Annotated in this window: 17 protein-coding genes and 2 riboswitches; of the genes, 10 read left to right on the top strand and 7 right to left on the bottom strand. The window is 70.0% G+C overall.

Features of this window, described 5'->3' with window-relative positions; all coding sequences use genetic code 11:
• Nucleotides 1-118: 118 nt before the first annotated feature.
• The gene (locus ACIBEF_RS26040) at nucleotides 119-721 is read left to right on the top strand and encodes an IS607 family transposase (protein WP_396795750.1); all 603 of its coding nucleotides are present in this window, start codon (nucleotides 119-121) and stop codon (nucleotides 719-721) included.
• Entirely contained in the window at nucleotides 718-2,103 is a 1,386-nt protein-coding gene (gene tnpB, locus ACIBEF_RS26035) for an IS607 family element RNA-guided endonuclease TnpB (protein ID WP_396795744.1), read from the top strand. The genes ACIBEF_RS26040 and tnpB overlap by 4 nt, the downstream gene beginning before the upstream one ends.
• Before the next feature lie 112 nt (nucleotides 2,104-2,215).
• On the opposite strand, the gene ACIBEF_RS26030 is transcribed toward tnpB, so the two are convergent.
• Entirely contained in the window at nucleotides 2,216-3,247 is a 1,032-nt protein-coding gene (locus tag ACIBEF_RS26030) for a polysaccharide deacetylase family protein (RefSeq protein ID WP_357235794.1), read from the bottom strand.
• A gap of 426 nt (nucleotides 3,248-3,673) precedes the next feature.
• Here ACIBEF_RS26030 and ACIBEF_RS26025 point away from each other — a divergent pair, with 426 nt between their 5' ends.
• Nucleotides 3,674-4,753 carry a glycoside hydrolase family 19 protein gene (locus ACIBEF_RS26025; protein WP_396795743.1) on the top strand — a complete coding sequence of 360 codons (1,080 nt, stop codon included), beginning with the start codon at nucleotides 3,674-3,676 and terminating at the stop codon, nucleotides 4,751-4,753.
• Between the two features lie 273 nt (nucleotides 4,754-5,026).
• Nucleotides 5,027-10,633, top strand: coding sequence for a GH92 family glycosyl hydrolase (locus ACIBEF_RS26020; RefSeq protein WP_396795742.1), 5,607 nt, complete (start codon nucleotides 5,027-5,029; stop codon nucleotides 10,631-10,633).
• A gap of 78 nt (nucleotides 10,634-10,711) precedes the next feature.
• Here ACIBEF_RS26020 and ACIBEF_RS26015 read toward each other — a convergent pair whose 3' ends face one another.
• On the bottom strand, nucleotides 10,712-11,344 hold the full coding sequence (locus ACIBEF_RS26015; RefSeq protein ID WP_396795741.1) for a TetR family transcriptional regulator: 633 nt from the start codon (nucleotides 11,342-11,344) through the stop codon (nucleotides 10,712-10,714).
• 209 nt (nucleotides 11,345-11,553) lie between these two features.
• Here ACIBEF_RS26015 and ACIBEF_RS26010 point away from each other — a divergent pair, with 209 nt between their 5' ends.
• Nucleotides 11,554-13,056, top strand: a complete 1,503-nt coding sequence (locus ACIBEF_RS26010; protein WP_396795740.1) for an MFS transporter — start codon at nucleotides 11,554-11,556, stop codon at nucleotides 13,054-13,056.
• 81 nt (nucleotides 13,057-13,137) lie between these two features.
• Here ACIBEF_RS26010 and ACIBEF_RS26005 read toward each other — a convergent pair whose 3' ends face one another.
• From ACIBEF_RS26005 to ACIBEF_RS25995, 3 genes are read right to left on the bottom strand one after another with little or no spacing between them, the layout of a single operon-like run.
• Nucleotides 13,138-13,722, bottom strand: a complete 585-nt coding sequence (locus ACIBEF_RS26005) for a histidine phosphatase family protein (RefSeq protein ID WP_396795739.1) — start codon at nucleotides 13,720-13,722, stop codon at nucleotides 13,138-13,140.
• Complete coding sequence (locus tag ACIBEF_RS26000) at nucleotides 13,719-14,489, bottom strand: CbtA family protein (protein WP_396795738.1); 771 nt, start codon at nucleotides 14,487-14,489, stop codon at nucleotides 13,719-13,721. The genes ACIBEF_RS26005 and ACIBEF_RS26000 overlap by 4 nt, the downstream gene beginning before the upstream one ends.
• On the bottom strand, nucleotides 14,480-14,683 hold the full coding sequence (locus ACIBEF_RS25995) for a CbtB domain-containing protein (protein WP_396795737.1): 204 nt from the start codon (nucleotides 14,681-14,683) through the stop codon (nucleotides 14,480-14,482). Before ACIBEF_RS25995 ends, ACIBEF_RS26000 begins: the two co-directional genes overlap by 10 nt.
• A gap of 58 nt (nucleotides 14,684-14,741) precedes the next feature.
• Nucleotides 14,742-14,819, bottom strand: a riboswitch (cobalamin riboswitch).
• A gap of 317 nt (nucleotides 14,820-15,136) precedes the next feature.
• Between ACIBEF_RS25995 and ACIBEF_RS25990 the strand changes: the two genes are divergently transcribed.
• The 5 genes from ACIBEF_RS25990 (at nucleotide 15,137) to ACIBEF_RS25970 (ending at nucleotide 20,273) form a co-directional block, all read left to right on the top strand.
• The gene (locus ACIBEF_RS25990; RefSeq protein ID WP_396795735.1) at nucleotides 15,137-16,015 is read left to right on the top strand and encodes an amidohydrolase family protein; all 879 of its coding nucleotides are present in this window, start codon (nucleotides 15,137-15,139) and stop codon (nucleotides 16,013-16,015) included.
• 320 nt (nucleotides 16,016-16,335) lie between these two features.
• Nucleotides 16,336-17,343, top strand: a complete 1,008-nt coding sequence (locus tag ACIBEF_RS25985; protein ID WP_091406814.1) for an ABC transporter permease — start codon at nucleotides 16,336-16,338, stop codon at nucleotides 17,341-17,343.
• A 40-nt stretch (nucleotides 17,344-17,383) separates the two neighbouring features.
• Nucleotides 17,384-18,439 (top strand): ABC transporter substrate-binding protein, encoded by a 1,056-nt coding sequence (locus ACIBEF_RS25980; RefSeq protein WP_396795734.1) that lies wholly within the window; start codon nucleotides 17,384-17,386, stop codon nucleotides 18,437-18,439.
• Nucleotides 18,439-19,257, top strand: coding sequence for an ATP-binding cassette domain-containing protein (locus ACIBEF_RS25975; protein WP_396795733.1), 819 nt, complete (start codon nucleotides 18,439-18,441; stop codon nucleotides 19,255-19,257). Before ACIBEF_RS25980 ends, ACIBEF_RS25975 begins: the two co-directional genes overlap by 1 nt.
• On the top strand, nucleotides 19,254-20,273 hold the full coding sequence (locus ACIBEF_RS25970) for an aldo/keto reductase (protein ID WP_396795732.1): 1,020 nt from the start codon (nucleotides 19,254-19,256) through the stop codon (nucleotides 20,271-20,273). Before ACIBEF_RS25975 ends, ACIBEF_RS25970 begins: the two co-directional genes overlap by 4 nt.
• Nucleotides 20,274-20,280: 7 nt before the next feature.
• On the opposite strand, the gene ACIBEF_RS25965 is transcribed toward ACIBEF_RS25970, so the two are convergent.
• The gene (locus ACIBEF_RS25965; RefSeq protein ID WP_396795731.1) at nucleotides 20,281-21,003 is read right to left on the bottom strand and encodes a FadR/GntR family transcriptional regulator; all 723 of its coding nucleotides are present in this window, start codon (nucleotides 21,001-21,003) and stop codon (nucleotides 20,281-20,283) included.
• A 7-nt stretch (nucleotides 21,004-21,010) separates the two neighbouring features.
• Complete coding sequence (locus tag ACIBEF_RS25960; protein WP_396795730.1) at nucleotides 21,011-22,408, bottom strand: enolase C-terminal domain-like protein; 1,398 nt, start codon at nucleotides 22,406-22,408, stop codon at nucleotides 21,011-21,013.
• 431 nt (nucleotides 22,409-22,839) lie between these two features.
• Nucleotides 22,840-23,057, top strand: a riboswitch (cobalamin riboswitch).
• Nucleotides 23,058-23,195 lie beyond the last annotated feature (138 nt).

The following is a 23,195-nucleotide window of genomic DNA, read 5'->3' as shown; positions in this document are numbered from 1 at the left end:
GCGGCGCCAGCACAGCCCACTCATGGTTCGTCAGATCGCCTCGTGCCACACAGGCCTAACGAGCGAGATTCATGATCCGCGAGACAGAACCTAGCGGTTGGGGGATCTTTGGCGCGATCTGCATTGCTATGGTGATCGTGTCGATTTGAAGGAGTGGGCTGCGTCCACCGGCGTCGCATACGTCACCGCTCGGCGGCAGTACGCAGCCGGTGCCCTGCCTGTTCCTACGTATCGGGTTGGTCGTCTGATCATGGTTGGCGAACCGGTGACCGGCGTTGCCCGCGACTTCGCGCAGACTGTGGTGTACGCCCGGGTGTCCTCGGGCGATCAAAAGCCGGATCTGGATCGGCAGGTTGCCCGGGTGACTGTGTGGTCTACCAGCCAAAACCTGCCTGTGGACAGGGTGGTGACCGAGGTTGACTCGGCGCTGAACGGCCAGCGAAGGAAGTTCCTCGCGCTGCTGCGCGACTCGGCCGTGTCGACGATCGTGGTCGAGCACCGTGATCGGTTCGCCCGGTTCGGTGCAGAGTACGTCGAGGCGGCCCTGACCGCGCAGGCCCGCCGTCTGCTGGTTGTCGATCCCGCCGAGATCGATGACGATCTGGTGCCTGACGTGACGGAGATCCTGACGTCGCTGTGCGCGCGTCTGTACGAGCGTCGCGCGGCCGCGAACCGGGCTCGCCGTGCGGTGCGAACCGCCACCGAGGCCGAGTCGGCGTGAACACGATCCAGGCGTACCGTTTTGCGCTGGACCTGACCCCACGTCAGGAGCGCGTGGTGCTGGCGCACGCGGGTGCGGCCCGGGTTGCCCACAACTGGGCACTCGGCCAGATCAAGGCGGTCATGGGCCAACGCGCGGCCGAGCGCACCTATGGCGTCGCGGAGGCGGACCTCACGCCGGCGACTGGCTGGACGTTGCCGGCGCTGCGAAAGGCATGGAACTCCGCGAAGGACGAGGTGGCGCCTTGGTGGCGGGAATGCTCCAAGGAGGCGTTCAACACCGGACTCGACGGACTCGCCCGCGCAATGAAGAACTGGTCGGACTCCCGCGGCGGGAAGCGTGCCGGGCGGTCGGTCGGGTTTGCACGCCGCAAGACCAAGCGCCGCACCACGCCGAGCGTGCGGTTCACCACCGGCGCGATCCGGGTGGAGCCGGACCGTAAGCACGTCGTACTGCCCCGACTGGGTCGGCTCGCGCTGCACGAGTCCGCCCGGAAGCTGGCCCGACGCCTTGACAATGGCACGGCCCGGATCATGTCCGCCACGGTGCGCCGCGACGGTGGGCGCTGGTATGTGTCGTTCACCTGCGAGGTGCAGCGCACCCCATGCGTCCCGGCGCCGCCAGCGTCTACGGTGGGTGTGGACCTGGGGGTGAAGCACCTCGCGGTGCTGTCCACCGGGGAGGTCGTCGCTAACCCCCGCCACCTCGCCCAGGCTTCGCGGCGGTTGCGGCGGCTGGCTCGCCGCCAGTCACGTCGTATCAGCCCGGACTGGCGGGTGCGGCGCGCCGAGTCGAAACGGTGGGAGGGCACGCGGCGCGCTCTGGCCAGCGTCCACGCCCGGGTAGCGCACCTACGTCGAGACGGGCTGCACAAGCTGACTACCCGGCTGGCCCGCGAGCACGGCACCGTCGTGGTGGAAGACCTCAACGTGGCGGGGATGCTGCGTAACCGCAAGCTGGCCCGACACATCGCTGACACGGGGTTCGCCGAGATCCGGCGGCAGTTGACGTATAAAACCCAATGGAGCGGTGGCCAACTGATTGTGGCCAACCGCTGGTATCCATCCAGCAAAGCCTGTTCGGGCTGCGGCGCGGTGAAAGCCAAGCTGGCCCTGTCCGAGCGCACCTATACCTGCACCACCTGCGACCTGACCCTTGATCGGGATCTCAACGCCGCACTCAACCTCGCCGCGCTCGCGCGGAATGTAGCCGACGACCGGAGTGGCCGGGAGTCGCTAAACGGACGTGGAGCCGACCGTAAGACCCCGCTTGCGGGGCTGGTGGCCGTGAAGCGTCTACCCGGCACCGCGCCCGCGGGTCAGACCGGGACCGTCCCACCGCAAGGCGGGGCTACCGATCGTGTGCGCACTAAAGCGCACTGAACGGTAACGGTGTGTCGCATCAGTGTGCGCGCGGTCTGGTCCGCGCGCCGGGTCGCCAGGTGCGCGGTGGGTGCCGGGCGCACCCACCGCGCACGACTCAACCTGGGCGATGTCAACCCGAGGTGCAGGAGCGGATCTGTGGGCGGGCGCTGCTGTTGCCGTTGGTCATCGTGGTGAAGCCGAAGGTGTTGCCACTGCCGTTGGACCGCATGGTCATGACCGTCCCGCTGCTGTCCCAGGTGGCGGTGCCGTTCCAGACGGTGGAGACGCGCTGCGGCGAGGTGATGGCCACGACCACGGTCCATGTGCTGGCGCCGCTGACCGTCACGGACGTGTTGTACCTGTCGCCCCAGACGTTGGGGGTCGTGGCGGTCGCTGTGCAGGTGCCGCCGGAGGGCGGTGGGGTGGTCGGCGGCGGGGTGGTCGGCGGGGTCGTGCCGTCGGGCGCGACCGCGCGGCCGGTGGACGGCGAGATCATGCCGGGGCACAGGTTGCGGCTGGTCAGGTTGGCCATGATCTGGGGGATGGCGTCGCGGGTGTTCTGGATCCCGTCGTGCATCAGGATGACCTGACCGGCCTGGAGTCGACTCGCGTTGGACACGATCTGGCTGACGCTGGCGCCGTTCCAGTCCTGCGAGTCCACGTCCCAGATCACCTGGCGCATGCCCAGTGACGACGCCACCGACTGCAGGGTGGAGTTGGTCTCGCCGTACGGCGGCCGGAACAGCACCGGCCGGCTGCCGGTCGCCGACTGGATCGCCGAGCTGGTCTGGGACAGGTCCGACTGCATCTGGGACTGGCTCATCGAGGTCATGTGGGCGTGGTTCCAGCTGTGGTTGGCGACCCACATGCCGGCAGCCACCTGTGCCTGTGCGGCCGACCTGTTGTTCTGGACGTTCTGCCCGACGTTGAACATCGTGGCCCGTACGCCGTTGTTGCGCAGCACGTTGAGCAGCGCGCTGGTGCTGCCGGTCGGGCCGTCGTCGAAGGTGAGGCCGACGTAACCGTTGCAGGTGGCGGCGCTCGACGGGGTCGAGGTGGCGGCGAGGACGACGCCGCACATGGCGACCGCGGTGGCGAGGACGGCGAGTGCCGCGCGCAACCGCCTCGACCACAGGGCCGTGCGGGGGAGGAGTCTGCTCATCTGGTGCCCCTTCTCGCAGACCCGGACGGCGGACGGCGCAGTCCGGACCGGTGTGGTGGTGGGTGGATCACGGCCTGCTGTCGCATCGACCTCAGTGGATCGGAGTATTACAGCGAGAATTCGAACACGTCAACAAGTTCCGGAATCACTCCGGAACAGAGCAGGGCGGCTTGTGGTGCATGCAGGTGTCGTGGCCAGTTGCGACTGCGCCGAGGTTGATCCGCCGGGGAGTCGATCGACGCTAACCGCAGCGTTGGAGAGAAGCATGATCCGGAAATTCATCGGAAGTATCGGCGGCCGGCGACGGAGTTGTCACCGTTCGAGGGTGATGGATTAGTAAAGATTGTGAACAGATGATGTTAGAGTCACTTGCGTCGATATCCGGCTCGGATCTCGGCCACTGGGGCCCGAGGAGGGAGCAACCACATGACAAGACTCCGCGCGCTGGTCGCGCTGGCGGCGCTCATCGTCGCCGGCGGACTGGTCGCGATCATCCCGGCCACCGCCGCGTCGGCGGCGGCCTGCTCAGCGTCGTGGCAGGCCTCGGCCGTCTACTGGGGAGACGCGCAGGTCTCCCACAACGGCCGCAACTACCGGGCGAAGTGGTGGACCCAGAACGAGGCCCCGCCGGGCACGACCGGCGTCTGGGAGGACCTCGGCGCGTGCGGAGGCGGCACCACGCCACCCACCGGGGGGACCTGCGCCTACCCGAACTGGGCCGCCGGGACGTGGTACGCCGCCGGGGCGATCATGCGGTACACCAACGGCCTCTACTACATCGCCGAGCACGACAATCCCGGGTACGACCCCGTTGTCAGCACCTGGTACTGGGAGCCGTACACCTGTGGTGGTCAACCACCGACCACCCCGCCGCCCACCAACCCGGGGGGCTTCGTGGTCACCGAGGCCCAGTTCAACCAGATGTTCCCGGGTCGCAACTCCTTCTACACCTACTCCGGTCTCGTCGCCGCGCTCAGCGCCTACCCGGCGTTCGTGAAGAGTGGCAGTTCCACCGTCCAGCGGCAGGAGGCCGCGGCCTTCCTGGCGAACGTCTACCACGAGACCGGCGGGCTCGTGCACATCGTCGAGCAGAACACCGCCAACTACCCGCACTACTGCGACCCCGGCCAGCCCTACGGGTGTCCCGCCGGGCAGGCCGCCTACTACGGGCGGGGGCCGATCCAGCTGAGTTGGAACTTCAACTACAACGCCGCTGGCAACGCGCTCAACCTGCCGCTGCTGACCAACCCGTGGCTGGTGCAGACCGACGCCGCGGTGGCCTGGAAGACCGGTATCTGGTACTGGATGACCCAGAACGGGCCGGGCACCATGACCGCCCACAATGCGATGGTCAACGGCGCCGGGTTCGGTCAGACCATCCGCAGCATCAACGGCTCGATCGAGTGCAACGGCGGAAACCCCGCCCAGGTGCAGAGCCGCGTCACCAGGTACCAGCAGTTCGTCGGCATCCTCGGCGTGTCCGCCGGAGCCAACCTCTACTGCTGATCCGTGCTCGGGCCTCGGCGTACGTCATCCGACGGCGTCGAGGCCCGGCACGTCGGCGGCCGGGGCCCGGTGCGGGCGGCTGCCGTTTCGGCGCGGCCAACCCGTTGACACGGCCGTGTTGCGCCCGGAACTATCAGCGGCAGTCCACAGGCCCGACTCCCGTTGCTCACGAACTCTCATGACAACGATGTCAGGCTCGGCCCACCACCCACTCCACACTGCCCAGACGTTCGACGAACTCGACCCGGTTCGAGTCGAAAGGCTCCGTCCCTCATGTCGCACACCCCCCTTGCGCGTCCACTCTCGCGCCGCCTGATCGCGGCGACGACAACAGCCCTGCTACCCCTGGGCCTGCTCGTCGCCACGCCCCCGGCGAACGCCGCCCCCACCCCCGGCAACTTCACCTCCTCGTTCGAATCCGCCGACCCGCAGCCCGCCACCAGCACCGTCGAGGTCGGCCCGACCGGAAAGCCCGTGCAGGCCAACCTCAGCGGCAAGGTCGCCACCCTGCCGGGCAGCCTGCTCGGCCAGGTCAGCGCCGTGACCGCGAGCGACGAGAACAAGCCGCGCGAGGTCGCCGCGAACCTCGCCGACGACGACCCGTCGACGAAGTGGCTCGTGTTCGCGTCCAGCGGCTGGGTGACCTACCAGCTCGCCACGCCGGCGACAGTGCGGCGTTACTCGCTGACCGCTGCCAACGACGCGCCGACCCGCGACCCCCGGGACTTCGTCGTCCAGGGGTCGAACGACGGCAGCACCTGGACCGACCTGGACAAGCGCGCCGGCGAGAAGTTCAGCGGACGCTTCGCCACCAACACGTACAGCTTCACCAACCCGGACGCCTACGGCTTCTACCGGCTCAACGTCACCGCGAACTCCGGTGACTCGCTCGTGCAGCTCGCCGACTGGAACATCAGCGACGGCTCGGACGTCCGCCCGCCGGCCACCCCCATGGTCAGCGAGGCGACCGCCGGCCCGAACGGCGGCTACACCACGAAGCCGGACGTCGGGTTCACCGGACTGGCCGCCCTGCGCTACTCCGGCGGCGCCGAGGGCAACGGCCGGTCGTACGCGACCAACAAGCTCTTCGACGTCAGCATCCCGGTCGGGCCGCAGACCCGACTGTCGTACAAGATCTTCCCCGAGCTCACCGGCGGGGACGGCCGTTACCCGTCCACCTACACCGCCGTCGACCTGCACTTCACCGACGGCAGTTACCTGAGTGGCCGCTCGGCCGCCGACCAGCACGGCTACCCGCTCACGGGCGCCGGTCAGGGTGCCTCGAAGGTGCTCTTCGCCGACCAGTGGAACCTGGTGCAGGCCGACCTGGGCACCGTCGCACGCGGCAAGACGATCGACCGCATCCTGCTCGCGTACGACAATCCGCAGGCCACCGGCGAGACCCGGTTCCAGGGTTGGCTCGACGACATCGAGCTGACCGCCACGCCGACGTCGATCGACGGCTCGAAACTCACCAACTACGTCGACACCCGGCGGGGCACCAACTCGACGGGCGGCTTCTCGCGCGGCAACAACCTGCCGATCACCGCCGTACCGAACGGGTTCAACTTCTTCACCCCGGTGACCGACGCGACCTCCGACTCGTGGGAGTACGAGTACCACCGGAAGAACAACGAGGCCAACCTGCCCATGCTCCAGGGCCTCGCGATCTCCCACGAGCCCAGCCCTTGGATGGGTGACCGCAACCAGATGTCGGTCATGCCGGTCGTCGGCGGCGGGTCGCTCACCGGTCAGCCGGCAAGTCGTGCCCTCGCCTTCACCCACGACGACGAGACGGCACAGCCGGACCTCTACCGGGTCACGCTCCAGAACGGCCTGATCGCGGAGATGTCGCCCACCGACCACGCCGGGATCATGCGGTTCACCTTCCCCACCGGGCAGCCGACCGGAAGCCTCGTCTTCCACAACGGCACGTTCACCATCGGCACGGACGGCACGTTCACCGGTTGGGTCGACAACGGCAGCGGCCTGTCGGCCGGTCGGAGCCGGATGTTCGTCTCCGGCACCTTCGACCGGGCGCCGACGGCGTCCGCCGCGACCTCGGCCACCTTCGACATCTCCGGGTCGCGGGAGGTGACGATGCGCCTCGCCACGTCGTTCCTCTCCGTCGACCAGGCCCGCCGCAACCTCGACCTCGAGGTCACCGGCAAGAGCTTCGACCAGATCCACGCCGCCGCGACGGCGGCCTGGAAGGACCGGCTCGGCCGGGTCGAGGTGCGGGGCGCCACCGAGGCGCAGCTCGTCACCATGTACTCGAACCTGTACCGGCTGAACCTCTACCCGAACTCGCAGTCGGAGAACACCGGCACCGCCGCCGCGCCGCGCTGGCAGTACGCGAGCCCGGTCTCGGCGCCGACCGGCGCGTCGACCCCCACCCGGACGGGCGCGAAGATCGTCGACGGGCAGATCTACGTCAACAACGGCTTCTGGGACACCTACCGCACCGTGTGGCCCGCCTACGCGCTGCTGTACCCGGACGTCGCCGCCCGGATCTCCGACGGGTTCGTCCAGCACTACCGCGACGGCGGCTGGATCGCCCGCTGGTCGTCCCCCGGCTACGCCGACCTGATGACCGGCACCAGCGCGAACGTGGCACTGGCCCAGGCGTACCTCACCGGGGTCAAGCTGCCCGACCCGCTCGCGGCGTACGACGCGGCCGTCAAGGACGCGACCGTCGCGTCCGGGCGCAGCGCGGTCGGGCGCAAGGGCATCGAGAGCTCCCTTTTCCTCGGCTACACGCCGACGTCCACCGGGGAGTCGGTGTCCTGGGCGCTGGAGGGCTACATCAACGACTTCGGCATCGGCAACATGGGCGCGGCGCTCGCCAAGGACCCGGCCACGCCGAAGTCGGAACGTGCCCGGCTCACGGAGGAGTCGCGGTACTTCCTGGAGCGGGCCCGCAACTACGTCCACCTCTTCGACCCGAAGACGAAGCTCTTCCAGGGCCGTGACGCCGCCGGCAACTTCCTCGCCGGTGACCCACTGGACTGGGGTGGCGTCTACACCGAGACCAACGGGTGGAACTTCGCGTTCACCGCCCAGCAGGACGGCCAGGGCCTGATCAACCTGTACGGGGGGCAGAAGGCGCTGCGGGACAAGCTCGACGCGTTCTTCACGACTCCGGAGAACGCCGACCGCCCCGGTGGGTACGGCGGCGTCATCCACGAGATGCTCGAAGCGCGCGCGGTGCGGATGGGTCAGCTCGGCATGAGCAACCAGCCGTCGCACCACATCCCATACATGTACAACGTCGCCGGCGCGCCCGCCAGGACGCAGGAGACGGTGCGGGAGATCCTGCGGCGTCTCTACGTCGGCAGTGAGATCGGGCAGGGCTACCTGGGCGACGAGGACAACGGCGAGATGTCGTCGTGGTACATCCTCAGCTCGCTGGGCATCTACCCGTTGCAGGCCGGGTCGTCCGAGTGGGCGATCGGCTCGCCGCAGTTCACCAGGATGACCGTGCGCCGCAGCAGCGGCGACATCGTCGTGAACGCGCCGAACAACAGCGCGGCGAACGTCTACGTGCAGGGCGTCTCGGTCAACGGCAGGAAGCAGCGCGGCCTGTCAGTGGACGTCGCGACGCTCGCCAAGGGCGGCACCATCGACTTCCAGATGGGATCCAAGCCGTCGTCGTGGGGCAGTGGCAAGAACGACGCCCCGCCGTCGCTCACCAAGGGCGACGAGGCGCCCAAGCCGTTGCAGGACGTCACCGGCCCCGGTCTCGGCACCGCGACCGCGACCGGCGGTCAGGACGCGTCGAAGCTGTTCGACGACACGTCGACCACGCAGCTGACCTTCGCCTCGGCGACCCCGCAGATCACCTGGGCCTTCCGTGGTGGCAAGCAGAAGCCGAAGTACTACACGGTCACGTCCGGGGCCGCTGCCGGCGACCCGGCGGACTGGCGTCTGCAGGGCTCCAACGACGGCCTCACCTGGACCAGGGTGGACTCCCGCAACGGTCAGGTGTTCCCGTGGCGCAACCAGACCCGCCCGTACTCGATCGACAAGCCGGGACGGTTCGCGCAGTTCCGCCTCGCCGTCACGAAGACCGTCGGGGCCGAGCAGACCACCCTCGCCGAGGTCGAGCTCCTCGCCGGCGGTGACCTCGACCTCGGGGGCGGCGACATCACCGTCACCGCGGCAGACGGCGTGCACGCGAGCACCGGCGTACCCGTCTCGGTGCCGCTGGCCACCGTCACCGGCGGCGACGCCGGCGGCTACCAGGCCACCATCGACTGGGGTGACGGCACGCCGGCCACCGAGGGCACCGTGACGTTGAGCTCGCGGGCCGTCTACCGCATCGGTGGATCGCACACCTACACCACGCCCGGCTACCACCAGGCGAACGTCACGGTGACCGACGGCGAGAGCCAGAGCTCCACGACGGTCGGCGTCGAGGTGGCGTACACCCCGGCCTCCGGTCTCACCGCCGCCTTCGACAGCGTCTGCGTCGGCGACGAAGGGGCCCTGGCCGCGGACTGTGACGCCAAGTCCTGGGCCTACTCCCGGGCCGCACTGGCGGCCGGTGGGGCCACCCAGGGCCAGCCGCAGCAGGTTCCCGGAACCGCGCTGCGGTTCACCCTGCCGGCGATCCCGGCCGGGCAGCCGGACAACGCCACCGGCAACGGGGCGAGCGTCGTCCTCGACCTTCCGGAGGACGCGAAGAGCATCTCGTTCATCGGCGCCGGAACGCAGGGCAACCAGAGCACCACCGGCACGGCGACGTTCAGCGACGGCAGCACGGCCAGCATCCCGATCCAGTTGAGCGACTGGACGCTGGGCGGCAACGCCAACGGCACCCCGTCCTACGGCAACATCATCGTCACCCGGACGGCGTACCGGTTGCAGGGCACGAGCCGCGACGGCGCCCAGCCGTTCCTCTTCGCCACCGCGCCGTACCAGATTCCGGCGGGCAAGACGCTGGTGTCGGTGACCCTGCCGACGCAGACCGGTGACCCTCGCTCGGCGGGTCGGATCCACGTGTTCGCCGTAGCCAACGACGGCACGCCCGCCCCGGCGCTGACGACCACCGCCCCGAAGAGCCAGACGGCCACCGCCGGCCAGGCCCTCGCGGCGAACCTCGGTGCGGTGACCGGCGGCGTTCTCGGTACGACGGGCTACCGCGCCCGCGTCCAGTGGGGTGACGGCACGGTTCCGGACGACGTGACGATCGGCGCGTCGGGTGCGATGAGTGGCCAGCACACCTACGCACGGGAGGGCACCTACACGGTGCGCGTCACCGCGTGGGACACGCTGTCGAGCAGCACCGAATCCTTCACCGTGACCGTGGCCCGGGGCGGATCGCAGCCGGCGATCGCGCTGTCCGCGTCCGGCGCCGTCACCACCGGCGGCGCGATCACCGTCACCGGCAGCGGTTTCGCCGCCGGCGAGCAGGTGACCGTCAACGTCGGCACCGACCCGGGCCGGACCATGAAGGTCGCGGCCTCCGCGACGGGAACGGTCCGCGCTTCGGTGCCGACCTCCGGTGACGCGCAACCCGGCCGGTACGCCGTCACCGCGACTGGCGCGTCCTCGCGTACGCCGGCCACGGCCACCGTCCAGGTGACCGGGGAGCCGCAGGCGCGGACCTACCAGCCGCGGGTCTCGCTGTTGACCACCTCGGGCCCGCGCGGCACGTCGATCATGGTCGACGGTTCCGGGTTCGCGCCGAACGAGGTGGTCACGATCGCCTTCGGGACCGGACTGGCGGTCAGCACCGTGCGGGCGAACGGTGACGGCGTCATCTCCGGCGCGACGGTCAGCGTTCCTGGCGCGGCGAAGGCGGGCGCGACCAGCGTCACGCTGAACGGCGCCACGTCGGCCACCGAGGTGTCCCGACCGTTCACCGTCACCGGCTAGTAGACGAGCCGGGGACAACGCAGCGTGGGGCGGGCCGTGATCACGGCCCGCCCCACGCCGTACCGGACTGATCAGCGCTCAGTGCGGTGGCAGCAGCGCGTCGACCAGGTCGCGCAGCGGCCCGACCAGGTCATGTTCGGTGGCTGAACTCAGCGGTTCCAGCCGGATCGACGAGCGCAGCACCGCGACTCCGATGCCGGCGGCGAGGGCCATCTGGGCGCGGAGCAGGAGCTGTTGGCTGTCCGGCTCGCCGGGACGCCACCCGCGAGCCGCTGCCAGTTGTTCGCTGGAACGGACCAGCACGCCACGCCGGATCTCGTCGGCCTCCGCGTCCCCCGACGACCGCAACAGCAGTGCGAGCTGGCTCGACAGTCCCGCCGCGCCGAGGCCGGCGATGTGCCGGGCGATGGCTTCGGGCACCCGGTCGGCGGGCGTCTGACCGGTGGTTCGGCCCAGTTCGTCGCCAGCGGCACGCAGGCACGCCTCGAACAGGCCTTCCTTGGACGTGAAGTAGCGGCTGATGAGCGCCACGTTGACGCCCGCGTCGTCGGCGATGTCCCGGACGGTGGTGGCCGCGTAGCCGTCCCGGGCGAAGCGTTGACGGGCGGCGTCGAGCAGCAACTGCCGGGTCTCGGCCGCGTCCCGACGGCGACGCTGGGCCGGTTCGCCGGCGGTGTTGCCGGTCGCGGGGACAGGCGGTTCTGCTGTCACGACGCGTCCTTCCTGTCGCTCTGGCGCGGAATCGGTGAGTTGCCGTCCATCCGCTGCTCGGTGCGGGCCAGCAAGTAAACATATGTTGACTTTCTGTCGACCGCAAGGTCCGGCGCGACCCGAGGGTGACGTAAACGACTGTTGACATGAGTCCCGGGCTGCGCATACTGGCTAAGTCAGCAAACGTTTACATCTAGTTCGGGGATCTCATGACCCACACCATCGAGGAGTCGACGGACCTCGACTCCGCGTCCGGCGCCGCCCCGCGCGCCAACAGCAGCCTCCTGGTGCTGTACCTGTCGCTGGGCGGCCTCGCGTTCGCAGTGCTCCAGTCGCTGGTGGCGCCCGCGCTGTCGACCATCGGAAGGGACCTGGGCGTCTCGACCGGAGACATCAGCTGGGTGCTCACGGCGTACCTGTTGGCCGCCTCGGTGTTGACGCCCATCCTCGGACGTCTCGGTGACATGGTCGGCAAGCGCCGGGTCCTCATCGGCGTCCTCGCGGCCCTCGCCGCGGGCACACTGCTCGCCGCTCTGGCCCCCAACCTGACCGTGCTGATCGTCGCGCGGGCGCTCCAGGGAGCCGCCGGAGCGATCCTGCCGCTGTCGATCGGCATCGTCCGCGACCAACTGCCCCGGGAGAAGGTCGGCGTCACCGTCGGCCTGCTGTCAGCGATCTTCGGGGTCGGCGCCGGTGTCGGCATCGTGGCCGCGGGCCCGATCGTGGAGCACCTGTCGTGGCACTGGCTGTTCTGGCTGCCACTGGTCCTCGTCGTCGTCGCGCTGCTCGGAACCATCTTCGGGATGCCCGAGTCGCGGGTCCGCACGCCCGGACGGCTCGACATGCTCGGCGCCGCCATCCTGTCGGTGTCGCTGGTCTCGTTGCTGCTGGCCGTGAGCAAGGGGCAGGGCTGGGGCTGGACCGAGCCGAAGACCATCGGCCTGTTCCTGCTCGGCGTGGTCGCGATGGTGGTGTTCGTCCGGGTCGAGCTGCGGGTACGCGAGCCGCTCATCGACATGCGCCTGATGCGGATCCGCGGTGTCTGGGCCACCGACCTCGTCGCCCTGATCCTCGGTTTCGCGATGTTCGGGACGTTCGTGCTGGTACCGACCCTGCTGCAACTTCCCGCGGCCACCGGGTACGGGTTCGGCAAGACGGTGTCCCAGGCGGGCCTGTTCCTGCTGCCCACCGTCCTCATGATGGTGGTCTTCGGCCCCCTCGCGGGTCTGCTGGACCGTCGCTTCGGCCCCAAGGTGCCGATGTTTCTCGGCACGGTCGCGGTCGTCGTCGCGTTCGCGCTGCCGGCGCTCGCGCACGGCGCGACCTGGCAGGCGCTGCTCTCCGGGGTGCTCACCGGCGCCGGCATCGGCCTGGCGTTCGCGGCGATGTCCAACGCCATCATCGAGAGCGTCCCGGCCGGGCAGACCGGCGAGGCGAGCGGCGTCAACACCATCGCCCGCACCATCGGCAGCAGCATCGGCGCGGCGGTCGTGGCGGCCGTCATCACCTCGAACAGCACTCCACAGGGGCTACCCACCGACACGGCGTTCACCGCCGGCTTCTGGGTGTGCGCGGGCGTCGCGGTCCTGGCCGTCTTCGCGGCACTCGCCCTGCCCTCGGCGCGCCGCCGCCACGAACAGGCCGTCGCCGCCGGTGTCGACGACCTCCCGCCCGAGCCGGTCGAGCTGCACCTGGCCAACCGGCAGCACTGAGCAACCGGCTGACAGACGCAGGCCGTGCCCACCAGGAGTGGGCACGGCCCGCGCCGTTCGGTGTGACCTCGACCTGCTTCGCTACCCGCCCAGTCGAAGGTGCCAGCGCGCACCCTGGCTGGTGAGCCGGACGACAGCCAACGGCTCGACGTCCACCTGCCGGTACGTCGCCATCGGAAGGCCGAGGGCGTGCACCACCGCGACCCGGATCACCAGGGGGTGGGTGACCGCGATGACTCGTCCACCGGCCCGGTGCTGCTCGTCCAGCCAGCCGCCGACCCGATCCCGTACGGCCGTGACGGATTCACCGCCGTGCGGCGCGCAGTCCGGGGCGGACAACCAGTCGTGCAGCGCCTGCGGCTGCGATTCGGCGACCTCCTCAAGCGACCGCCCGGACCAGTCCCCGTAGTCACAGTCGGCCAACGCGGTCTCGACCGTCGGCAGCAGGCCGAAGGCGTCGGCGGTCTGTCGGGCGGCCACCGCCGGGCTGGACAGGCAGGTGGCGTTCGCCCCGAGGGGCCAACGCCGGTCTGCACCCGCGTGGGCCTGGGCGAGCGCGGCACGCAGGCCACCCTCGTCCAGGCCGTCGTCGGCACCGCCGAAGCGGGCCCGGCGCAGCGCGGCGGTGTGACCGTGGGCGACCAGCCGAAGGCTGGTGCCGGTCACGTGCCCGGCAGCGCGGTGCCGGCCCGGCGACGCCGCTCGTGGTGCATCAGAGCCGCGAACAGCAGGCCGATGCCGGTCCAGAGCACGACCTGGGTGCCGAGCGAGGCCAGCCGGAAACTCCACAGCAGGGTTGCCGGGAAGTCCGCCGGAACCTCCTGGAAGGACGGCATGACCACGTACGACACTGCCGTGACCAGGAGGAACCCGCCCACCGCCGCGGCGGCGCGAAGCCACGTCGGTGCGTGGGCACCGACCGACCGGTAGCCCAGCGAGCCGGCCCACACGGCCACCAGCCCGAGCACCACCATCAACAGGTAGGTGACGGTCCGTTGGTTGATGGTGGCCGGGTCGCCGACCGCCGGTGGGTTCGCCGGGTACTTGAGGAACGGCACGATCACCGCACCGAGCAGCGCCGCGCCGGCCAGCAGGAGACCCCACCGCCCGTCGTCGTCGCCGCGCCGCCGCCGGGCCAGCAGGACGTACGCCGTGGCCAGTAGGCCACCCATCGCGGCCCCGAACAGGGCGGTGGCCAGGAACAGGCCGCCGCGCTGACCCGTCCGGCTGACCAGCGCGTCCTCGTGATCGTGCGCGCCAGCGGCAGGCTCGACGTGCGTCGCCGCCTCCTCGATGGCGATGGCCGCCTCGACGTGCGGTTCGCCGGCGACGTACGCGAACGCCCCGGCCAGCAGGCCGGCGATCAGGCCGGCCAGCAGCCCGCGGACGAGGACGGCGAGGAACGGGGGAGTGCTGGTGGTGGTCAGTGGCACGGGACGCCCAGCAGGTGCCGGCCGTCGTGCATCAGCTCGTGCAGGTACATCCCACTGCGCGACACCGCCCCCTGGTCGAAGGCGACGAGATACGTCAGCAGGGCGAGCGCGGCAACGGTCGCCAGAGCGGTCCACAAGAGACGGGTACTGCCGGCGGGGTGCACCACCGGCTGGCTGGTAGCGGAGCTAGACATGAATACACGAACCTCCCCAGGGATGACGCGTCCCCATCGCAAGGCTGCGGACGACCGAGCGTCCTGGCTCGCGGACCCCGATGGTGACTGGGACCGCTCACAGTGGCGCGACCGCGCCGGATTCACACCGGCTTCCCTCGCGTCGCCGCAGATAGTGCGTCGACGGTATCGGTGCCGCCGCAGGCGGTCAACCCGGACCCCGTGCCCCGGACGCGTCCGTACACCGGTTCGTCGGCGAGGCGGACCAGCCGCGGCTCCCGGTGGATTCGTCAGACCAAAAGGCGACACTGACGGAGGCCGGTCGTGGTGCGCGTTCGGGACTCGACAACAGGCTGTTACCGCTAACATGGTCAATCTGCCAGATCGGCTCCGTGGCTCCGGGTTGACCCGGAGGGTTCGATCAGCGGCGGGGCGGGGTGTGCGGTGGACGAGAACGCGCCAGGGACGGGTCCGGTGACGACCGGCGAGGTCGCGCGACGAGCGGGCATCGTCGACGCGCACCATCACCTCTGGGTCCGGGCGCGGCACCCACAGCCCTGGATCGACCCGCACACCATGGCCGCGATCGACGACGACTTCACACCGGTCGAGCTCGCTCCGGCGACCCGGGCCGCAGGGGTCACGCAGACCGTGGTCGTCCAGTCCGTCGCCGTTCGGTCGGAGACGCCCGAGTTGCTGGGCATCGCGGCCGACGACCCGCTCGTCGCCGGGGTCGTCGGCTGGGTCGACCTCACCGCCGCCGATGTCGACCGTCGCCTCGCCCGACTACGCGGGGCGCGCGGCGGGGAACGGCTGGTCGGGATCCGGCACCTGGTCCAGTCCGAACCCGACCCGACCTATCTCGATCGCCCCGAGGTGCGGCGCGGCATCGCCGCGGTCGGTGCCGCGGGTCTCGTCTTCGACCTCCTGGTGCGCCACCGTCAGCTGCCGGCGGCCGTCCGGCTCGTCCGCGACCTGCCCGAGGTGCGGTTCGTCCTGGACCACCTCGGCAAGCCCCCGCTCGGACGCGCCGATCTCGGTAACTGGCAGCGCGACCTGCGGGCGCTCGCGGCCGAGCCCAACACCACGGCGAAGCTCTCCGGCCTGGTGACCGAAGTGGACGGTGGGTCCTGGACCGCGGCCGACCTGCGGCCCGCGGTCGAGCACGCCCTCGACGTGTTCGGGCCGGATCGGCTGATGTTCGGCTCGGACTGGCCGGTGTGCCTGCTCGCCACCTCGTACACCCGCTGGGTCGCCGTCCTCGGTGACCTGCTGGACCCGCTGTCCGACGACGAGCGGGCCGCGATCTGGCGCCGGACCGCCGGCCGTGTCTACCGGCTGGCCCCGTCCTGAGGCGGCAGCACCTTTCGGCCTCGGAACATAGGATGTTGTCGATAAAATGCTGATGGTGGCAGCAGGTGTCGATTTGGTCAGACGTATGGCTGCGGTGGCACAGGCAACGATGGCAAAACATGCGCGCAAAACCTTGGCAACATACGTGAATGCGTGGCAAGGTAACGCCTGATCGCGGGAAACATCTGACCTATCTCCAGGGTGGCGCGGGCACCTCGCCGCACCGCCCGCCGAGCGGGGTCGGTCGCTCACAGACGTTCGGCTCGTCGGCGGGTCCCCGTCGGACGCCGGCGCCACGCTTGGGGAGGTCAGGTCCGACGATGAGTAGCGCCGAGGCAACCGCCGGCACGCAGCGCGGCGAACTCAGCGACTGGTTCCGGGAACGGATCTCGCACGCCGTCTCCGAGTTCACCGCCGCGACCGCGTTGGTCGTCCTGTTCATCGCCTTGACCTTCGCGAGTCCCTACTTCCTGACAGCGGACAACCTCTTCAACATCGGGGCCCAGACGGCGGTGATCGCCATCATCGCCACCGCCCAGACGATGGTCATCATCACGAAGGGCATCGACCTGTCCGTGGGGTCGGTCGCCGCGCTCGCCGGCGTGTTGGGCGCGATGGTCGTGCGCGACCTCGGCTTCTCGCTCTGGGCGGCGACCGCGGTCGCGATCGGCGTCGGCGCGCTGGCCGGACTGTTGAACGGGCTGCTGGTGACGGTGGCCCGGATTCCGCCGTTCATCGCGACGTTGGGGACCATGTCCGTGGGCCGAGGCCTGGTCTTCATCATCACCGGCGCGGTCGGCGTCTACGGCCTGCCCCGGTCCTTCCAACTGCTCGGCAACGGGCAGATTCTCGGCATCCCGTTCGCCGTGGTGATCACCGTCCTGGTCGCCGTCGGGGTCGCCTTCCTGCTCTCCCAGACCCGCTTCGGTCAGTACACCTACGCCATGGGCTCCAATCTGGAGGCGGCCCGCCGCTCCGGCATCCGGGTCGGGCGGCACCTGACCGGGGTGTACGTGCTGGCCGGCGTGCTGGTCGGGCTGGGCGGCATGATCGCCGCGTCCCGGGTCAACTCGGGCCAGCCCAACTACGGGATCTCACTGGAACTCGACGTCATCGCCGCCGCCGTCATCGGCGGAGCCAGCCTGTTCGGCGGGCAGGGCCGCATCGTCGGGACCATCATCGGCGCGTTCCTCATCGCCCTGGTCCGCAACGGCGCCGTCCTGCTCGACATCAGCATCCACTACCAGCAGGTGATCGTCGGCGTGATCATCTGGGCCGCCGTCTACTTCGACCAGTACCGCCGCCGGCGGCTGGAATCACGGGGTTGACATGCCATTCCGAGAGTCCGAACGAGGAAGGACACACACCATGGCACACACCACCACCAGCCGGCGGACGCGAGGACGACTCCTGCGCGCGCAGGCGATCCTGGCCGCGGCCGCGGCGACCGCCCTGCTCAGCGCCTGCGGCGGGGTCGAGGTCCGTGACGCCGGCGGCGACAGCGCGACCAAGGACGCGAGCGGCCCGTTGAAGCTCGCCGTCGTACCCAAGGCGGTCGGCGCCGACTACTGGAACACCGTCAAGGCGGGCGCCGAGTGCGCCGCGCAGCGCGCGGGGGACGTCACCGTCCAGTGGGACGGGGTGACCGCCGAGACCGACGTCGAGGGCCAGGTCAACCTGATCCAGAACTTCGTCACCAAGAAGGTCGACGGCATCGTCTACGCGGCGACCGACTCCAGCGCGCTGGCACCGGCGACCGACAAGGCACTCAGCGCCAACATCCCGGTCGCCATGATCGATTCTGGCACCAGCCCGCAGCCGTCGAACGTGCCCCTCTTCGCCACCGACAACCGTGCGTCGGCGACCGAGGCGGCGAAGCTGCTCGCCACCGAACTCGGCCCCGGCAACCACGAGGTGGCGCTCGTCGAGTTCCAGCCCGGATCGCAGACCAACACCGAGCGGGTCGACGGCTTCAAGGCCGGCCTCGCCCAGTACCCCAACCTGAAGCTGGTCGGCCAACAGCCGAGCAAGAGCGACGTCAACGAGGCCCGACGGGTCACCGAGAACATCCTCCGTGCCAACCCCAACCTGAAGGGTGTCTTCGCGGCCAACGAGCCGAGCGTGCTCGGCGCCGCGCAGGCCATCCAGGCCGCCGGCAAGTCCGGCAAGGTGGTCATCATCGGGTGGGACGCCGCCCCGGACGAGATCGCCGGGGTGCGCAGCGGCCAGATCTCGGCGCTGGTCGTGCAGAACCCGTTCAAGATGGGCTACTTCGGCGTCGACAAGATGGTCAAGCACCTTCGGGACAAGGCGCCGCTGGCATCGGCCGACACCGGCGTCACCTTCGTCACCAAGGAGAACATCGACTCGGCGGAGATCAAGGCGGTGCTCGAGCCCAGCTGCGCCAACCCGCCGGTGCAGTGATGGGTGTGAACCCCACGGCCACCCCGACCAGCGACCAGCAAACCACCGAGGCGGAGCCGCCGGTCCTCGAAGCCCGAGGCATCGTCAAGCGGTTCGGGCACGTCGAGGCGTTGCGCAGCGCCGACTTCACGGTCCGCCGCGGTGAGGTCGTCGCGCTGATCGGCGACAACGGCGCCGGCAAGAGCACCCTGATCAAGACCCTGTCCGGTGTGCACCCGCCGGACGAGGGCGAGATCCGGGTCGGCGGCCGTCCGGTCCAGTTCTCCACCCCCGTCGACGCCCGACGGGCCGGGGTGGAGACCGTCTACCAGGACCTCGCCGTCGCCGACGACCTCAGCGTGGCCGCCAACCTGTATCTCGGCCGGGAGATCCTGCGCTCCGGACCACTCGGCCGGCTCGGGCTGCTGGACAAACGCGCCATGCGCCACGGCGCCGCCGCGGCGCTCGACGAACTGGGCGTACGGATCCCCCGGGTCACCACCCCCATCGCGATGCTGTCCGGTGGGCAGCGGCAGTGCGTGGCGGTGGCCCGGGCCATCATCTGGGCGACCAACGTGGTCATCCTCGACGAACCCACCGCGGCCCTGGGGGTGGTCCAGACCGGGCGGGTGCTCGACGTCGTCCGGCGGGCCCGCGACGCCGGCATGTCGGTGGTGCTGGTGAGCCACAACATGCCGCAGGTCCTCGAGATCGCCGACCGGGTCGAGGTGCTGCGCCTCGGCCGGCGCGCGGCCCAGCTCCGCGCCGACGAGGCCACCACCGACGATCTGGTCGCCGCGATGACCGGCAGCACCAGCGTGGGTCGGGACGAGCGGTGACGGCCGCCGTCCAGGGAGGTGCCCGCGGTCCCGCGGGTCCGACGAGCCGCGGCGGCGCTGCACCGCCGCTGCGGCTGAGCCCACTGGGCTTCGGCGCCTCCCAGGGCGGCAATCTCTACCGGGCGACCTCCGACGAGCAGTTCGCCGCCGCCGTGGACACCGCGTGGGCAGGCGGCATCCGATACTTCGACACCGCACCGCACTACGGGCTGGGCCTGTCCGAACGACGCCTGGGCGCGGCCCTGCGCTCCCGCCCCCGCGCCGAGTACGTGGTGTCGACGAAGGTCGGCCGGCTGCTCGTGCCGTCACCGGAGACGGCGCACCAGCGGGATCCGGAGGGGTTCGACGTCCCCGCCGATCACCGCCGGGTCTGGGACTTCAGCCGCGACGGCGTCCGCCGTTCACTGGAGGCGAGCCTTCGGCGCACCGGCCTGGACCGGATCGACGTGGTGTATCTGCACGACCCCGACGAGCACTGGCAGCAGGCCGCGAACGAGGCGATCCCGGCCCTCGTGGAGCTGCGGGAACAGGGCGTGATCGGCGCCGTCGGGGCGGGAATGAACCAGTCGGCGATGCTGGCCCGCTTCGTGGCGGAGACCGACGTGGACGTGGTGATGTGCGCCGGCCGGTACACCCTGTTGGAACAGGGCGCGCTGACCGACCTGCTGCCCGTCGCGCAGGCCCGCCACGTCGGTGTGGTGGTCGCCGGCGTCTACAACTCCGGGCTGCTGGCCCGGGACATGCCGCCGACCGACGCCGTCTACGACTACCAGCAGGCGCAGGCAGAGGTGATCGACCACGCCCGCCGGATAGCGCGGGTCTGTCAGACGTACGGCGTCACGCTGCCCCAGGCGGCGTTGGCGTTCGTCCGCCGTCACCCGGCCGTGGTCTCGACCGTTGTCGGCATGCGCGACGACGTCCAGGTGACCGAGACCCTCCATCGGTCCGGTGTCGACGTCCCGGATCAGCTCTGGACGGCGTTGTACGACGAGGGGCTGCTCGACGTGCAACCGTGAGGGCCGGTCACGACCGGGCCGTCTCGATGCTGGCGTCAGCGTCGTCGGGTAACCCCTGCAACGACTCCTCCACACCGATCAGGTGGTTGGCCATCCGCGTGCGCGCCCGCTCCGGGTCGCGTGCCACGAGGGCCTTCAGGATCGCCACGCGCTCGTCATGGGTGCGCAGGTCCGCGCCCTCCTCGTGCAGACTCCGCCAGAGCCGGCCACGGATGGTGCGCCCGGCGAAGGCTTCGATCAGACCGACGAGCACCGGATTCTCGGCGTGCACCGCGATGATCCGGTGGAAGGCGATGTCGATCTCCATGATCCGCTCGTGGTCCGGCGGTGACTGGCCGACCAACCGGGCCGCCTCGTCGAGCAGGTCACCCGCCTGGGCCAGAGCCTCGTCGGTGATCCTGGTCGCCGCCAGGCAGGCGGCCTCGCACTCCAGCAGCCGGCGGACGGTGTGGATGTGCCGAGGGTCGCCCTGGCCCTGGAAGTCCACCACGAAATTCATCGGGGCCAGCAGTTGAGGCGCGTCGAGGTTGGTGACGTAGGTGCCGTCGCCCTGACGGATGTTGACGATCCCCAGGATCGACAGGGCCGACATCCCCTCGCGCAGGGAACCTCGCGAGACGCCGAGCTGCTCGGCGAGGTCCTTCTCGATGGGCAACCGGTCCCCGGGCCGGAACTGCCCTTCGAGGATCATCCGTTTGATGCCGTTGACCACTTCGTCGGTGCGTGACATGTCCCCCCTAACGGCCGGCGGGGGTGGCCTTCCCACCCGCGATCACGTACGCCGCCTCCGGAGATGACACGGTAGTCGGGTCTGTCGCCGCCCAGTAGTGGCCGTCGGGGAACCGGTAGAGCGCCACCGACTCCTGACGCATCCGGGTGGAGTAGCCGGGCTGGCTGGGCAGGACGTATCCGCTGCCGGAACCGGTGTCGCGGATGATGCAGGGATCGGTGAAGTGCTCGTGCAGGTGGTCGACGAACTCGGTGACCCGGTCGGTGAGGTCCCCCGAGATCGCGACGTAGTCGAGCACGGACACGTGTTGGACCATCTCGCACAGCCCGACACCGCCGGCGTGCGGGCACACCGAAACGTCGAACTTCGCGGCGAGAAGCAGCACGGCGACGATCTCGTTGATGCTGGCCAACCTGCCGGTGTCGAGCTGGCAGAAGTCGATGGCCTCGGCCTGGAAGAGCTGCTTGAACATCACCCGGTTGTGGCAGTGTTCGCCGGTGGCGACGCCGATCGGAGCGACGGCGCGGCGGACGGCCGCGTGGCCCAGGATGTCGTCGGGGCTGGTCGGCTCCTCGATCCACAGTGGTTTGAAGCGGGCGAGGGCGGTGACCCACTCGATGGCCTGACCGACGTCCCACACCTGGTTGGCGTCGATCATCAGGTTGCGGTCCGGCCCGAGGATCTCCCGTGCGATGGCGCATCGGCGGATGTCGTCGTCGAGGTTGGCGCCCACCTTGAGTTTGACGTAGCCATAGCCGGTGTCGACCGCCTCCTGGCACAGTCGGCGCAGCTTGTCGTCGCCGTAGCCGAGCCAGCCCGCCGAGGTGGTGTAGGCGGGGTAGCCGGTCCGGTCGAGCTCGGCGAGGCGGGCGGCCTTCGTGCTCTCCTTGGCCCGCAGGATGGCCAGTGCCTCGTCGCGGGTCAGCGCGTCGGACAGGTAGCGCAGGTCCGCGATGTCGACGAGTTGCTCGGGGGTCATGTCGACGAGCAGCCGCCACAGCGGTTTGTCGGCGACCCGGGCGACCAGGTCCCACGACGCGTTCAACACGGCGGCGAGGGACAGGTGGACGACGCCCTTCTCGGGGCCGAGCCACCGCAGTTGCGAGTCGGAGGTGAGCAGGCGGTAGACCGCGCCCATGTCCGCCGCCATCGTTGCCACGTCCTGGCCCACGAGGAGCTGTGCCTGGTGGACTGCCGCCGCCGCGACGATGTCGTTGCCTCGGCCGATGGTGAAGGTCAGGCCATGCCCGGCGAGGGGCGCGCCCACGCCGTCGACGCCGTCGGTGTGCAGAACGACGTAGGCCGCCGAGTAGTCGCCGTCCTTGTTCATGGCGTCTGACCCGTCAGCGGTCAGGGAGGTGGGGAAGCGGACGTCTTCGACGGTGACGGCAGTGATCTGCGGCATGCGCTCCTCGCCCGGCTAGGCTAAAGATCAGATGATCACTGGGAGTATACGGAGGGCTGCTCCAGCGCGTCAACGTTGTCGATCACTTCGGACGTGCAGACATATGATGTTTGCCCTCTCGGGTTGAGCCGCCTTGGCTCCGATCATGCCGGTTGGCGGGCCAAGGTGACGCGCGCGGCGGACTCCGGAGATTGGATGTTCCGGCTCGCCGCGAGGTATCGACGGTGACGTATGGGCCTGGTCTCCCGTGCAGTGGCCTCGATACGTCAAATCTTTGTCGAATGTCGACACCCGTGCGCAGAGCCCCGTCTCCGGTGCCTGGCGTCGGTCGGCCGCAGTGTGCTCCCGGGGTTGGTGACGGTGGTCACCGCATCGCCGTCGACACGCCCGAGACCGACATGTGGGGTGTGACAACGACTGCGTCCCTATATATGGTGTCGAGCGCAGCTGGTTCGGCCGCTCATCCAGTGCGGTCGAGGCAACAGGGAACCCGGTGGAAATCCGGGACTGTCCCGCAGCGGTGAGTGGGAACGACAGCCGTCATCAGCACTGGGCCACCATTCGGCCTGGGAAGCGACGGCCAGTAGGAGACCGGCGAGCCCGGTCGTGCCCGCGAGTCCGAAGACCTGCCAGCGCGCCGCGTACCCGCACCCGGGTGGGCGGCGGTCCGAGGCCGCGTGGGACGGCTGACGCCACCTGACCCACGCCCGTGCCGGCGTGGCGTCCGTCGGTGTCTGTCTCCTCGCGTCCGGGCCACCAGGTCTCGAACTCCGAGGAGCGAGTGGTG

This window comes from Micromonospora sp. NPDC050795 (assembly GCF_044456785.1).
Classification (GTDB): Bacteria; Actinomycetota; Actinomycetes; order Mycobacteriales; family Micromonosporaceae; genus Micromonospora.
Note: the sequence above shows the minus strand (reverse complement) of the source record. Positions and strands in the feature narration are given on the sequence as shown.

Excerpts from the sequence above, each read along its gene's own strand:
- ACIBEF_RS25965 (WP_396795731.1), bottom strand. The coding sequence starts at position 21,003 with ATGTCACGCACCGACGAAGTGGTCAACGGCATCAAACGGATGATCCTC.
- ACIBEF_RS25960 (WP_396795730.1), bottom strand. The coding sequence starts at position 22,408 with ATGCCGCAGATCACTGCCGTCACCGTCGAAGACGTCCGCTTCCCCACC.
- ACIBEF_RS26030 (WP_357235794.1), bottom strand. The coding sequence starts at position 3,247 with ATGAGCAGACTCCTCCCCCGCACGGCCCTGTGGTCGAGGCGGTTGCGC.
- ACIBEF_RS26020 (WP_396795742.1), top strand. The coding sequence starts at position 5,027 with ATGTCGCACACCCCCCTTGCGCGTCCACTCTCGCGCCGCCTGATCGCG.
- ACIBEF_RS25980 (WP_396795734.1), top strand. The coding sequence starts at position 17,384 with ATGGCACACACCACCACCAGCCGGCGGACGCGAGGACGACTCCTGCGC.
- ACIBEF_RS25995 (WP_396795737.1), bottom strand. The coding sequence starts at position 14,683 with ATGTCTAGCTCCGCTACCAGCCAGCCGGTGGTGCACCCCGCCGGCAGT.
- ACIBEF_RS25985 (WP_091406814.1), top strand. The coding sequence starts at position 16,336 with ATGAGTAGCGCCGAGGCAACCGCCGGCACGCAGCGCGGCGAACTCAGC.
- ACIBEF_RS25975 (WP_396795733.1), top strand. The coding sequence starts at position 18,439 with ATGGGTGTGAACCCCACGGCCACCCCGACCAGCGACCAGCAAACCACC.
- ACIBEF_RS26025 (WP_396795743.1), top strand. The coding sequence starts at position 3,674 with ATGACAAGACTCCGCGCGCTGGTCGCGCTGGCGGCGCTCATCGTCGCC.
- ACIBEF_RS26010 (WP_396795740.1), top strand. The coding sequence starts at position 11,554 with ATGACCCACACCATCGAGGAGTCGACGGACCTCGACTCCGCGTCCGGC.